General features: G+C 64.2%; 12 protein-coding genes. 7 read left to right on the top strand and 5 right to left on the bottom strand.

The features are described 5' to 3' along the window. Nucleotides 1-19: 19 nt before the first annotated feature. Nucleotides 20-1,597 (bottom strand): cation:proton antiporter, encoded by a 1,578-nt coding sequence (locus AC0L3J_RS00165; RefSeq protein ID WP_473345434.1) that lies wholly within the window; start codon nt 1,595-1,597, stop codon nt 20-22. Nucleotides 1,598-1,705: 108 nt separating this feature from the next. On the opposite strand from AC0L3J_RS00165, the gene AC0L3J_RS00160 reads away from it, so the two are divergent. The 4 genes from AC0L3J_RS00160 to AC0L3J_RS00145 all read left to right on the top strand — a co-directional run bounded on the left by AC0L3J_RS00160 (nt 1,706) and on the right by AC0L3J_RS00145 (nt 6,448). Then, complete coding sequence (locus AC0L3J_RS00160; protein ID WP_473345433.1) at nt 1,706-2,464, top strand: tetratricopeptide repeat protein; 759 nt, start codon at nt 1,706-1,708, stop codon at nt 2,462-2,464. Between the two features lie 146 nt (nt 2,465-2,610). Then, on the top strand, nt 2,611-3,996 hold the full coding sequence (locus AC0L3J_RS00155; protein WP_456767480.1) for a tetratricopeptide repeat protein: 1,386 nt from the start codon (nt 2,611-2,613) through the stop codon (nt 3,994-3,996). 144 nt (nt 3,997-4,140) lie between these two features. Beyond that, nucleotides 4,141-6,075 carry a propionyl-CoA synthetase gene (locus AC0L3J_RS00150; RefSeq protein WP_473345432.1) on the top strand — a complete coding sequence of 645 codons (1,935 nt, stop codon included), beginning with the start codon at nt 4,141-4,143 and terminating at the stop codon, nt 6,073-6,075. Between the two features lie 112 nt (nt 6,076-6,187). Next, nucleotides 6,188-6,448 (top strand): hypothetical protein, encoded by a 261-nt coding sequence (locus AC0L3J_RS00145; protein WP_007597509.1) that lies wholly within the window; start codon nt 6,188-6,190, stop codon nt 6,446-6,448. Nucleotides 6,449-6,635: 187 nt separating this feature from the next. Here AC0L3J_RS00145 and AC0L3J_RS00140 read toward each other — a convergent pair whose 3' ends face one another. Beyond that, complete coding sequence (locus tag AC0L3J_RS00140) at nt 6,636-7,331, bottom strand: DUF1013 domain-containing protein (protein ID WP_007597507.1); 696 nt, start codon at nt 7,329-7,331, stop codon at nt 6,636-6,638. Nucleotides 7,332-7,584: 253 nt separating this feature from the next. On the opposite strand from AC0L3J_RS00140, the gene ispH reads away from it, so the two are divergent. From ispH to rnhA, 3 genes are read left to right on the top strand one after another with little or no spacing between them, the layout of a single operon-like run. Next, on the top strand, nt 7,585-8,553 hold the full coding sequence (gene ispH / locus AC0L3J_RS00135) for a 4-hydroxy-3-methylbut-2-enyl diphosphate reductase (protein WP_007597506.1): 969 nt from the start codon (nt 7,585-7,587) through the stop codon (nt 8,551-8,553). A 6-nt stretch (nt 8,554-8,559) separates the two neighbouring features. After that, nucleotides 8,560-9,543: a homoserine kinase gene (locus tag AC0L3J_RS00130; RefSeq protein WP_473345431.1), complete on the top strand. Its 984-nt coding sequence runs from the start codon at nt 8,560-8,562 to the stop codon at nt 9,541-9,543. After that, nucleotides 9,540-10,004 (top strand): ribonuclease HI, encoded by a 465-nt coding sequence (rnhA, locus tag AC0L3J_RS00125; protein WP_354061045.1) that lies wholly within the window; start codon nt 9,540-9,542, stop codon nt 10,002-10,004. Before AC0L3J_RS00130 ends, rnhA begins: the two co-directional genes overlap by 4 nt. 126 nt (nt 10,005-10,130) lie before the next feature. On the opposite strand, the gene AC0L3J_RS00120 is transcribed toward rnhA, so the two are convergent. The 3 genes from AC0L3J_RS00120 to AC0L3J_RS00110 all read right to left on the bottom strand — a co-directional run bounded on the left by AC0L3J_RS00120 (nt 10,131) and on the right by AC0L3J_RS00110 (nt 12,979). Beyond that, nucleotides 10,131-10,616 carry a peroxiredoxin gene (locus AC0L3J_RS00120; protein WP_456767484.1) on the bottom strand — a complete coding sequence of 162 codons (486 nt, stop codon included), beginning with the start codon at nt 10,614-10,616 and terminating at the stop codon, nt 10,131-10,133. Between the two features lie 107 nt (nt 10,617-10,723). Then, a complete protein-coding gene (locus AC0L3J_RS00115) occupies nt 10,724-11,278 on the bottom strand; it encodes a DUF924 family protein (RefSeq protein WP_473345430.1) in 555 nt (184 codons plus the stop codon). A 15-nt stretch (nt 11,279-11,293) separates the two neighbouring features. Beyond that, on the bottom strand, nt 11,294-12,979 hold the full coding sequence (locus AC0L3J_RS00110) for a long-chain fatty acid--CoA ligase (RefSeq protein WP_219680612.1): 1,686 nt from the start codon (nt 12,977-12,979) through the stop codon (nt 11,294-11,296). Between the last annotated feature and the right edge of the window lie 42 nt (nt 12,980-13,021).

Below are 13,021 nucleotides of genomic sequence, written 5' to 3'. Positions count from 1 at the left end.
ACTTGTCGGGGATGGGGATTTAACCCCCAGCGCTCAATTCCGCGCGATCGAGCTCTTCCTCGATCCGATGGAACGCATCGTCGCCGATCACTTCCCTGGCCCGGAGATCGAAGATCGACCTTCGCGCGGCCGCGATGCCACGGCGGCGCAGCGGGTCGGCGGGCAGTTCGCCGTTGGTGATGCCGCCATGGGGATCGTCGTCGGCCTGCATCAGGATGGCGCGATATTCGAGCCGCAGGATTTCCGCTTCCTCCGACGGATCGTCCTCGATTGCGTCGAGCGCCGCGCGATAGGCAACGGCCCGGGCGCGCGCGACCTCGATGCCGACGGGATCGTCGTCCTTGAGGCCGAACGCCAGGATCAGCGGCCGCAACGTCAGGCCCTGCACGACCAGCGTGCCGAGCACGACGGCAAACGCCGAGAAGACGATGAAGTCACGATGCGGAAAGCTCTCCGGCAGGGCAAAGGCGGTGGCGAGCGTGACCAAGCCGCGCATGCCGCACCAGGAGATGATGAGGCCGCCCTTGGCCGAGGCGACCTGCTTCGGATCCTTGGGGTGATAGATGCCGTGCGCCACCAGCGTGCGCAGCGTCGTGCGGTAGAACGTGATCCAGGCGAGCCGCACCAGGACCACGGTGAGCAGGATCCAGGCGGCCGCCACGCAATAGTCCCAGCGCACGTCCGCATCGAGGCGCGTCCAGATCGGCCGCATCTGCATGCCGATCAGCATGAAGGCGAGCACGTTGAGCACGAACACCATGGTCTCCCACACCGCATAGGAAGGTACTCGCAGCCGCGCCGGCATGCGTGCCCCCGCCGTGCGCGCGATGGTGATGGCGTAGACCACGATGGTGAGGATGCCGGAGAGACCGAGATGCTCGGCGGCAATCCAGACCATGAAGGTGGTGGCGAACTGCACGATGATCGCGCTCGGCGCCTCCTTCACGCGTTCCATGAACAGCGGAATGATGCGGCCTGCGACCAGGCCCGCGACGACGCTACCGACCAGGGCCAGCGCCATGGTCGGCGCGACCTGGCTCCATGCCAGATGCTCGGTGGCGATCGCTCCGACCGCGATGCGATAGATCAGGAGCGCGGTCGCGTCGTTGAGCAGGCTCTCGCCCTCAAGGACCTTGACCATGCGGTGAGGCAGCTTGACCTGGCTCAGGATCGCGACTGCGGCGGCCGCGTCCGGCGGGGCCACGATGGCGCCGAGCGCAACCGCGGCGGCCCAGGGCATGTCAGGCATCAGCCGGTGCGCAACGTACGCCACAGCGGCCGTGGTCAGGCCGACGGCGGCGACGACCAGAGTGGAGACCGGAACCCAATTGTTGCGGAGATCGCGCAGCGAGGTGTCGAAGGCGGCATCGAGCAGGACCGGTGCGACAAAAAGAGCCAGTGCCAGGTCGGGCTCCAGCGTCCAGGACGGGCTCGACGGCACAAAGGCGATCAGTGCACCCCCGATCGCGAGAAAGGTCGGATAGGGGACCTTGATCCGCCGCGCCAGCGCCGATAATCCAACGGCGCCGAGCAGAAGCACGATGATCCATTCGAATGTCGACACGTTGATCCCCGAAACCGATTTGAGCGGCGCCACAAGCTAGCACCAATCCGGCCGTATGATGGATAGTGCAGCCCCAAGGCAAGACCTCAACCCGGACCTTAACTCAAGATTGAAACCCAAGATTTGCCGACTGTGACGAGCATGCGTTTTCTCATTCAATGGTCCGGCGCCGCGGTGCTCTTCGCGCTCTCGTTCGTCGTGGCTCATGCCGCGACCGGCGGCGAACCGGCCGCGGTCCCGCAGGTCGACATCGCGCCGTGCCTCGCGGCTGCCGCAGCCGACGACATTGACAAGGCCGTCACGGCCTGCGCCGCCGTGATCGACAACGAGAAGACGGCGAAGGCCGACCTGATCAAGGCGCTGATCGCGCGCGGCGCGCTGTTTGCCCGGCATGATCAGGTCGACCGCGCGATCGCCGACGACAGCCGCGCCCTGGAGCTCGATTCCGGTCTCGCCGATATCTTCAACGCGCGGGGCGAGCTCTGGCTGAGGAAGGGTGACAAGCCCAAGGCGGTGCAGGATTTCGGCGCGGCATTGAAGATCGATCCGAACCACGAGAAGGCCAAGGTTAACCACAAGGCGATGGCGCGCGAGATCGAGCGGATCGGCGCGCAGATGGCGGTCGCGGGCAAGCCCAGCTTCATTTGCAAGGGTGCGCGCCGTCCCGTCGAGAAGGCGATCTGCGCCAACCGCGAGCTCGCTGATCTCGACCGTGAGGTCTTTGCCGCCAACGCGCGCGTGTTGCGCGAAGCCCGCAATGCAGGCGAAGCGAAGGCGCTTCAGCGCGAGCAGGACGATTTCATCGCCCGCCGCAACGCCGGGTTCGGCCGGCCGGGGTACGATTTGAAGAAGGCAATGCAGGAGCGGCTGCAGCGGCTCAACGGGGTGGACGGGTATTGAAACTTTAGGGCCTCCGCAACCTCAAGCCCGGGCATGACGACTTCTCGTGAGAAGGGCGCTGGTGCGCCCCTGACTGGCTCAATTTTGAACCCATCGCTTCCCCGCCGCGACAATGGTGAAAGCCTGATGTTCCGGAGCCCTATGCCATGTGCGGCACGCATCCTTCCGCGCAAATGCTCTCGTTTGCAAAAATCTCGTTTCGCTCGCTCCTGCTCAGCGCGGCAATGAGCGTCGTCCTCGTCGCCCCTGCCTCGGCCGGCGTCGATTGCGCGATGGGGAGCAAGGCCGCTCCGGCTGAGCTGATCCCGGCCTGCAGCGTCATCATTGACCAGGCCTCAAATCCATCCTCCGATCGCGCCGCGGCATTGCTGGTGCGCGCTGACGCCAATGCGCGGACCTCGGGCGGCCTCACGCAGGCGCTGCGGGATATCGATCGCGCCATTGCGCTCGATGCCAAGAACGCAAAAGCCTGGCGCCTGCGCGGCGATCTCCTCCGCGAGGCCGGCGGCGATCTCAACCGCGCCGCGGCGGACCTCAGCAAGGCCATCGAGCTCGATCCGCAGGATTCGGAATCTTACGAGCTGCGCGGCGTCGTCTACACCAACCAGCGCCGGCTCGACCGCGCGCTTGCCGATTACGACCAGGCGATCAAGCTGAAGCCTGACAATGCACAGGCCTGGTCCGACCGCGGCGTGACCTATTATCTCGGCGGCGACAACGAGAAGGCGATCCGCGATCTCAGCGAGGCGTTGCGCCTCGATCCGAACCGGCCGCGCAGCTACACCAATCGTGGCGCCGCCTACAAGAAGCTCGGCCAGCTCGATAAGGCGGTTGCCGACGACGGCGAGGCGATCAGGCTCGATCCTAAGGTGCCCGAATATTACGACAATCGCGGCCTGTCGCTGGCAGCCATGGGCGAGTACGACAAGGCGATTGCCGATTACGATCAGGCGCTGCGGCTGGCACCGCGGCCGAACTTCTTCACCAACCGGGGCGACTCCTACCACCTCAAGGGCGAGCTTGGCGCGGCGCTGAGCGACTACGAGGCCGCGCTGAAACTCGATCCGAATTTCGCGCAGACCTACAATAACCGCGCCGTGCTCTACAAAAAGATGGGCGAGCGCAAGAAGGCGCTGGCCGACTACGAGACCGCGCTGCGGCTCGATCCCGGCAATGACAACGCCGCCGCCGGCCGCCGCGCCATGATCGCGGAGATCGCGAAATTCGGCGGCGAGCCGTTGCGGCCGCTCGCTGCGAATTCCGGCAATGGCCCGTCGTTCGATTGTGCCACTGCGAAGCGCGAGGTCGAGAAGGTGATCTGTGCCGATCCGCAGCTGGGCGTGCTCGATCGCCAGATCGCCGAGACCTACGAGCGAGTGCTGAAATCGGCCGGGTCCCGCTCGGCCGGCGACCTCCGCCGCACCCAGCGCGATTTCCTCGCCACCCGCAATACCAGCTTCGGCCGCCCGGGCTATGATCTCAGGAAGGTCATGCAGGACCGGCTGCAGCGGCTGAATGCGATGGATAGCTGAGCGTTGTTCTTTTCAGCTTGAACCGCGGCCCGTTCCCGGGAAAATACCCCTCAAACATGGCCGGTACTTGATCCCTGTCATGGCGGGACGTTTGTCCTGCCACAAGGTCAATGCCAGGCGATAAAAGGGAACGGGAGCGCGGGAATGAACGTCCGAGGAAACGTCCAAGGAAACATCGACGGAAGGAGCCTCTATCACGAGGCTTATGCGCGCTCGCTGGCCGACCCTGAGGGCTTTTGGGCCGAGGCGGCCAAGGAGATCGACTGGATCGAGCCACCGAAAAAGATCTTCGATTCCTCGCAGGGGGTCTACGGCCGCTGGTTCAGCGGTGGCGTCGTCAACACCTGCTACAACGCGCTCGACCGCCATGTCGAACGCGGCCGCGCCGACCAGATCGCGCTGATCCATGATTCGCCGCTGGCAAATAGCGTCACCAAATTCACCTACGCCGAACTGCTGGCCGAAGTGCAGGCGCTCGCCGCCATCATGCAGGATTTTGGTGTCGCCAAGGGCGATCGCGTCATCCTCTATATGCCGATGGTCCCGGAGGCCGTCGTCGCGATGCTCGCCTGCGCGCGCATTGGCGCGGTGCACTCCGTGGTGTTCGGCGGCTTTGCCGCGAAAGAGCTCGCCACCCGCATCGACGATGCGCAGCCAAAGTTGATCCTGTCGGCGAGCTGCGGCATCGAGCCCGGCCGCATCGTGCAGTACAAGCCGCTGCTCGACGAGGCGATCAGGCTTGCGGCCGCAAAGCCGAAGGCCTGCATCGTGCTGCAACGTCCACAGCTCGTCTGCGCCCTGACGCCCGGCCGCGACTATGATTGGGCGGGCCTGCGCCGCAAGGGGATGAACGACGGCAAGCAGGCGCCTTGCGTGCCCGTCGCCGCTACCGATCCGCTCTACATCCTCTATACGTCAGGCACGACCGGCATTCCCAAGGGCGTCGTGCGCGACAATGGCGGCCATCTCGTCGCGGTGAAATGGTCCATGTTCAACCTGTATGGCGTCAAGCCGGGCGAGGTCTGGTGGTGCGGCTCCGACATCGGCTGGGTGGTCGGCCACAGCTACATCGTCTACGGCCCGCTGCTGCACGGCGCGACCTCGATCATGTATGAGGGCAAGCCGGTCGGCACGCCCGATGCCGGCGCGTTCTGGCGCGTGATCTGCGAGCACAAAGCCGTCGCTTTCTTCACTGCGCCGACCGCGTTCCGCGCGATCCGGAAAGAAGATCCGGAAGGAAAATTCATCCGGCAATACGACCTCTCGACGTTCCGCACGCTGTTCCTGGCCGGCGAGCGCGCCGATCCGCCGACGGTGGAATGGGCGGAGCAGCAATTGAAAGTGCCTGTCATCGACCATTGGTGGCAGACCGAAACCGGCTGGTGCATCGCCGGCAATCCGGTCGGCTTAGGCCAGCTGCCGGTGAAGCACGGCTCGCCGACGGTGCCGATGCCGGGCTATCAGGTCGACGTGGTCGACGAAGCGGCAAAGCCGGTCGGTCCGAACACCATGGGTTCGATCGTGATCAAGCTGCCGATGCCGCCGGGCTGCCTGCCGACGCTGTGGAATCAGGACGATCGTTTCAAGGAAGCCTATCTCACCGAATTCCCCGGCTACTACAAAACGTCGGATGCCGGCTACAAGGACGACGACGGCTATGTCTTCGTCATGGGCCGCACCGACGACATCATCAACGTCGCCGGCCATCGGCTCTCAACCGGCGGCATGGAGGAGATCCTGGCTTCGCATCCCGATGTCGCCGAATGCGCCGTGCTCGGCGTCAAGGACGCGATCAAGGGCGAAGTACCCTGCGGCTTGCTGGTGCTCAAGGCGGGTGTGAAGCGGGCGCCCGCCGAGATCGAGAAGGAGATCATCGCGCTGGTGCGCGACAAGCTAGGTCCCGTTGCCGCGTTCAAGCTCGCCATCACCGTCGGCCGCCTGCCCAAGACGCGATCCGGAAAGATCTTGCGCGGCACCATCAAGAAGATCGCGGATGGTGAAGCCTGGACCATGCCGGCGACGATCGAGGACCCCAAGGTGCTGGACGAGATCGGCGATGCGCTGAAGGGGCGGGTGTGAGGTTTGCAATGGGGCTTGAATAGGCCGCATTTTTCCGCTCAATCCTCATCCTGAGGAGCGCGCCTGGCGCGCGTCTGCGCGGGCTCCTCACCATGAGCATGAAGGGCCTGCCATGAATTCGAAGCCGTTTCTAGCGATTGCATTTGCGGGCCTCATTCTCTCCGCCTGCTCGGCGCGCTACCAGACGCCGGTGGCAATGGGCGGCGACGATGACGACGCGGTCTGCCAGAGCCGCGGCTATGCGGCCGGCTCGCCCGAATACGTGGCCTGCCGCAAGGACCGCGACGTCCAGCGCAGCGCCGCGACCACCCGCGCCGACCGACGCCAGCGCGACCTCGGCGAATACATGCTGAACCATCCGGACCGGCCGTAGAGGCTGCTTTTCATCTTTTACGTCATTGCGAGCGCAGCGAAGCAATCCAGGATCTCTCCGCGAAGACAATCTGGATTGCTTCGCTGCGCTCGCAATGACGAGGTTGCTGAAGCTTCTTGCGTCACCCAAAAAAAGCGGCGGGTTTCCCCGCCGCGCTTGCATTCGATGACGACTGAAGAGTGAAGGATTACTCCTCCTCCTGGTCCTGCTTCTTGCCGCCGAGCGTCTTCAGCTTGGCGAACACGGCATCGACGTTGAGATCGTCGCTGGACCTCTCCGCGGGTTCGTACTCGTCCTTCTTGGTGGTTTCGGAGGCCGGCAGCAGGGTGGCGCCGCCATAGGCTGCGTCGATCGGCTTTTCCTTGGCCGCGCGCGCGACCTCGAAATCGAGTTCGATCTGCGAGCAGAGGCCGAGGGTGACGGGATCAATCGGCGTCAGCTGGGAGGTGTTCCAGTGGGTGCGATCGCGGACACTGGCGATCGTGCTCTTGGTCGTGCCGACCAGGCGCATGATCTGGGCGTCCTTGAGCTCGGGATGGTTGCGGAGCAGCCAGAGGATGGCGCTCGGGCGCTCGTGGCGGCGCGAGACCGGGGTGTAGCGCGGGCCCTTGCGCTTGGGCTGCGGCGGCAGCACCACCTTGCTCTCCTGGAGGCGGAGCCGGTAGTCCGGGTTGTTCTCGCCCTTCTCGATCTCCTCGCGGGTCAGCTGGCCGTTGGAGAGGGGATCCATGCCCTTGATGCCCTGGGCGGCGTCGCCATCAGCGATCGCGCGCACCTCGAGGGGGTGCATTTTGGTGAAATCGGCGACCTGATCGAAGGTCAGCGCGGTGTTGTCGAGCAGCCAGACGGCGGTCGCCTTGGGCATCAGAGGTGCGTTGCTCATGGCAAATCTCCTTTGTGCTTCGCCCACCCCTTTGGAGGCGAAACCGGTGGTCATCAGCGATGACTGGGAATTCGCGCTATATAAGCCCGGAGGGGGTAGCCACGCAATGGTTCTGCTATAGATAGTGCCTTGACAGCGCCCGAAAGGGGGCCCAATTCCCTCTGAATTCCCTGTAAGACCGTACCCAAGCCCTATTCATTCATCGACCGCTTCCCGCCCGTTTGGCGAGGTGATTCGGTCCCGAGATCGCTCAATGTCAGCCAAACCAGACCTCAAGATCGTGCTTTGTTCTCCCCGTGGCTTCTGCGCCGGGGTGGTCCGGGCGATCGACACCGTCGAACGGGCGCTCGATAAGTACGGCGCCCCCGTCTATGTTCGCCACGAGATTGTGCACAATAAGTACGTCGTCGATGGGTTGAAGAAGAAGGGCGCGATCTTCGTCGAGGAACTCGCCGAGATCCCGGAAAACACCACCGCGCCGGTGGTGTTCTCGGCCCATGGCGTGCCGAAATCGGTTCCGGCCGACGCCACGTCCCGCAATTTGTTCTCGCTGGATGCAACCTGCCCCCTGGTCACCAAGGTGCATCGCGAGGCCGCGATCCATTTCAAGCGCGGCCGCGAGATCTTCCTGATCGGCCATTCCCATCATCCGGAGGTGGTGGGCACGCTCGGCCAGCTCCCGACCGGCGCCGTGACCCTGATCGAGACCGCAGAGGACGCGAAGACCATCGCCCCGAAGGACCCGAACAACCTCGCCTTCGTGACCCAGACCACGCTGTCAATCGACGACACCGCGGAGATCGTGGCGCTGCTGAAGGAGCGCTTCCCGAACATCAACGGGCCGCACAAGGAAGACATCTGCTACGCCACCACCAACCGCCAGCTCGCGGTGAAGAAGGTGGCGCCGGTGGTCGATGCCCTGATCGTGGTCGGTGCGCCGAACTCGTCGAACTCGCAGCGCCTGCGTGAGGTCGCCGAGCGCGAGGGCTGCCCGATCGCCGTGCTGGCGCAGCGCGCCACCGAAATCGACTGGAAGCGGTTCGAGAACATCACCAGCCTCGGCATCACCGCGGGCGCCTCGGCACCGGAAGTCATCGTCGAGGAGATCATGGACGCGTTCGCCGAGCGCTTCACGTTGCATGTGGAGACGGTCTCGGCCGCGGAAGAGAACGAGTTCTTCCCGCTGCCGCGTCAGGTGCGCCCCGAAGCCGCCGCCGAGTAGACCTTCATGGCGGTCTACACCGACGTTGCCGCCGACGAGCTTGCGGACTTCCTCAACCAATACGATCTCGGCGAGTTGCTCTCCTACAAGGGCATCGCCGAGGGTGTCGAAAATTCCAACTTCCTGCTGCACACGACCAAGGGGTCGTTCATTCTCACGCTCTATGAGAAGCGCGTGGCGAAGAACGATTTGCCGTTCTTCCTCGCGCTGATGACGCATCTGGCCGAGCACGGCGTCAATTGCCCGCTGCCGGTGAAGGGAACGGACGGCGAGGCGTTGCGCGAGCTGTCGGGCCGGCCGGCCGCGATCATCACCTTTCTCGAAGGCGTCTGGCCGCGCAAGCCGAACGCGGCCCATTGCGCCGGCGTCGGCGAAGGGCTCGCCAGGATGCATCTGGCCGGCGCGAATTTCGCGATCAGGCGTGCGAACGCGCTGTCGGTCGCGGGCTGGCGGCCGCTGTTCGATGCGGCGTCACAGCGGGCCGACGAGGTGCAGCCCGGCCTGCGCGCCTTCCTGAGCCACGAGCTCGACTACCTCGAGAGCGGGGTCTGGCCGACGCAGCTGCCCGAAGGCGTGATCCACGCCGACCTCTTCAACGACAACGTCTTCTTCCTGGGCGACAAGCTGTCGGGGATCATCGACTTCACTTTCGCCTGCAATGACTGGCTTGCCTATGACGTCGCGATCTGCCTCAACGCCTGGTGCTTCGAGCCGGATCATTCCTTCAACGTCACCAAGGCGCGGGCCTTCCTCAGTGCCTATGGCCGCGTGCGAAAGCTGTCTGAGGCGGAAGAGGCAGCGCTGCCGCTGCTCGCGCGCGGCGCCGCGATGCGCTTCCTGCTGACGCGGCTGGTCGACTGGCTCAACGTTCCGCCCGGCGCGCTGGTCAGGCCGAAGGATCCGTTGGAATATATCCGCAAGCTGCGCTTCCACCAGAGCGTTTCCAGCGTGCGCGACTATGGGCTGTTGCCGTCGGGGCTGGTGGCGTGAGCGAGCTTCCGATTGTCACGATCTACACCGACGGCGCCTGCTCGGGAAATCCGGGGCCCGGCGGCTGGGGCGCGATCCTGAAGTTCGGCGACAAGGAAAAAGAACTGAACGGTGGTGAGCGCCACACCACCAACAACCAGATGGAATTGATGGCGGCGATCTCCGCGTTGGAAGCGCTGAAGAAGCCGTGCACCGTCGATCTCTATACCGACAGCCAATATGTCCGTCAGGGCATCACCGGCTGGATCCACGGCTGGAAGCGCAACGGCTGGCGCACCGCCGACAAGAAGCCGGTGAAGAATGTCGAACTATGGCAGCGCCTCGATGCTGCGCTGAAGCAGCACGAGATCCGCTGGCACTGGGTCAAAGGTCACGCAGGCCATCCCGAGAACGAACGCGCCGATCAGCTCGCGCGCGACGGGATTGTGAAGGCGCGGTTGCAGGCGCGGGTGGCGGAGTAGGTCTCTCTGTTCGTCATGGCCGGGCTTGACCCGGCCATCCACGCATTGCCGCGCAAGACCAAGAACGTGGATGCCCGGGACAAGCCCGGGCATGACGTCATCCTTGGAAAGGGCAGGGTCTAAAACTTACAGCTGCCCGAGCAGAGTATCGCCGCCAGACACCTCGACCTTGCCCGGCATCGCCTCGAGGTTCAGCTTCTTGACCACGCCGTCCTCGACCAGCATCGAATAGCGCTTGGAGCGGATGCCGAGACCGTTGCCGGAGGCGTCGAGCTCCATGCCGATCGCCTTGGCGAAGTCGGCATTGCCGTCGGCCAGAAAGATGGCCTCGTCGCGCTGGTCGGTGTCGCGCTTCCAGGCGTTCATGACGAAGGCGTCGTTGACGGAGACGATGGCGATGGTGTCCACGCCCTTGTCCTTCAGGGCGTAGGCATTGAGGAAGATGCTCGGCAGATGCATCTTGTGGCAGGTGCCGGTATAGGCGCCGGGCACCGCGAACAGCGCCACTTTCTTGCCCTTGAAGATATCGTCGGTGGTCTTCACCTGCGGGCCTTCGGCCGTCATCACTCGGAATTTCGCGTCGGGCAGTTTGTCGCCAGTCTGGATCGCCATCGTCAGTCTCCCTGAAAATCGGTCCCGCTTTTTAGACCGTGCGGCGGCGGTGCACAATGTTGCCGGTAGGGCAGGCGGTGAGGGCGGGACCCTTCACCTTTATGTCATCAGCCGGCGAACCCGCCGCCGTCGAGGAAGGCCTGCTCGTCCGGTGTGGTGTCGCGGCCGAGCAGACGGTTGCGGTGGGGAAAGCGGCCAAACCGCCGGATGATGTCGGCGTGCTCACGCGCGTATTTCAGGTTTTCGGTATTGTCGGTGTTTTGAAACAGCGCGACGCAGTGCAATTGGTCGGGCAGGTGCTCGGAATGCATGAAGGGCAAATAGAGGAATTCGAGCAGGACCGGGTCGATCCTTTGATCTGCACCCCGCGCAATGGCGCGGCGGGCGACGTCGCGAGCCAACGCGTCGCTGGCGAAGGCCTGCGACGTGCCGCGAAACATGTTGCGCGGAAACTGGTCGAGCACAATGACGAGCGCGAGTGCGCCCTCGTCGGTCGCCTCCCATGACGAGAACTCGCCAGCGACCGCCTTCTGCCACAGGGCGAGAAAGCGGCGCCTGACCTCCGCGTCGAATACGTCGTTGCGTTCGTACCAGGCATCGCGGCCGGCCTCGCGCCAGAAGGCGAGGATGCCGGCCGGGCTGATGTTGCTGTCGTCGGTCATGAACGAAAGAGGCGCTTACGCCGCCTCCGCCTTCTTCTCGTCGCGGAGCTGCCGGCGCAGGATCTTGCCGACGTTAGTCTTTGGCAGGTCGGTGCGGAATTCGATGTGCTTGGGCACCTTGTAGCCAGTCAACTGCTCCTGGCAGAATTTGACCAGGGCCTCCGCCGTGAGGTTCGGATCCTTCTTGACCACGAACGCCTTCACCGCCTCTCCCGACTTGGAATCGGGAATGCCGATGACGGCGCATTCGAGCACCCCGGGGTTGCTCGCGATCACTTCCTCGATCTCGTTCGGATAGACGTTGAAACCGGAGACCAGGATCATGTCCTTCTTGCGGTCGACGATCTTGGTGTAGCCCTTCTCGTCCATGATGCCGATGTCGCCGGTGCGGAAATAGCCGTCCGCGGTCATCACCTTGGCGGTCTCCTCCGGCCTGTTCCAGTAGCCCGACATCACCTGCGGGCCCTTGGCGCAGATCTCGCCGGGCTGGCCGAGCGGCATCTCGTTGCCGTCGTCGTCGCGGATCGAGATCCAGGTCGAGGGCACGGGGATGCCGATGGTGCCGTTGAACTCGGGATCGGTCGTGGTGTTGCAGGTCAGCGTCGGAGATGTCTCCGACAGGCCGTAGCCTTCGGCGATCGAGCAGCCCGTGATCGCCTTCCATTGCTCGGCGACCGGGCGCTGCACCGCCATGCCGCCACCGTTCGAGATCTTCAGCTTGGAGAAGTCGAGCTTCTTGAAGTCGGGATGGTGCATCAGGCCATTGTAGAGCGTGTTCACGGCCGGGAAGTTGTTGACCTGGTACTTCGCCAATTCCTTGATGAAGCCCGGGATGTCGCGCGGATTGGGGATCAGGAGATTGCAGCCGCCGGCGCGGACCGCGAGCAGGTAGCAGGCCGTCAACGCGAAGATGTGATAGAGCGGCAGCGCGCAGACGACCATCAGTTGATCGACATGCGGCGGTGCGGCCATCGCCGGCTGCAGCCAGGCGTCGTTCTGCAGGACGTTGGCGACGATGTTGCGATGAAGCAGGGTGGCACCCTTGGACACGCCGGTGGTGCCGCCGGTATATTGCAGGAAGGCGACGTCGCCGGGCGACAGCTTCGGCTTGTTGAAGGCCAGAGAGCGGCCCGCGGAGATCGCGTCGTTGAAGGACACCGCGCCCGGCAGCGACCAGGCCGGCACCATCTTCTTGACGCGGCGGACGACCAGATTGACGATCACGCCCTTGAAGCCGAGCAGGTCGCCCATGCTGCCGACGATGACGTGCTTGACTTGCGTCTTCGCAATCACCTGCTCGACGGTGTGGGCGAAATTCTCCAGCACGATGATAGCTTCGGCACCGGAATCCTTGAGCTGGTGCTCGAGCTCGCGTGGCGTGTAGAGCGGATTGACATTGACCACGGCGAAACCGGCGCGCAGCACGGCCGCGGTCGCTACCGGATATTGCAGCACGTTCGGCATCATGATCGCGACGCGGGCGCCGCGTTGCAGGCCCCGTCCTTGCAGGTAGGACGCCATCGCCAGCGACATCTGGTCGAGATCGCGATAGCTGATCGACTTGTCCATGCAGATGAACGCCTTGCGGTCGGCGAACTTGGCGAAGCTCTCCTCCAGAAGATCGACCAGCGATGAATATTGCGTCGGCTCGATATCGGCGGGGACGCCGGGCGGATATTGCTTAAGCCAGATGCGCTCCATGGAAACTCCCCTCATTGACCAGAGCCCGTTGTGTCTCGGGCT

It is taken from the genome of Bradyrhizobium sp. Kon37 (assembly GCF_055807535.1).
The sequence above is the reverse complement of the archived record's forward strand: the minus strand, read 5'-3'. Positions and strand labels throughout refer to the sequence as shown.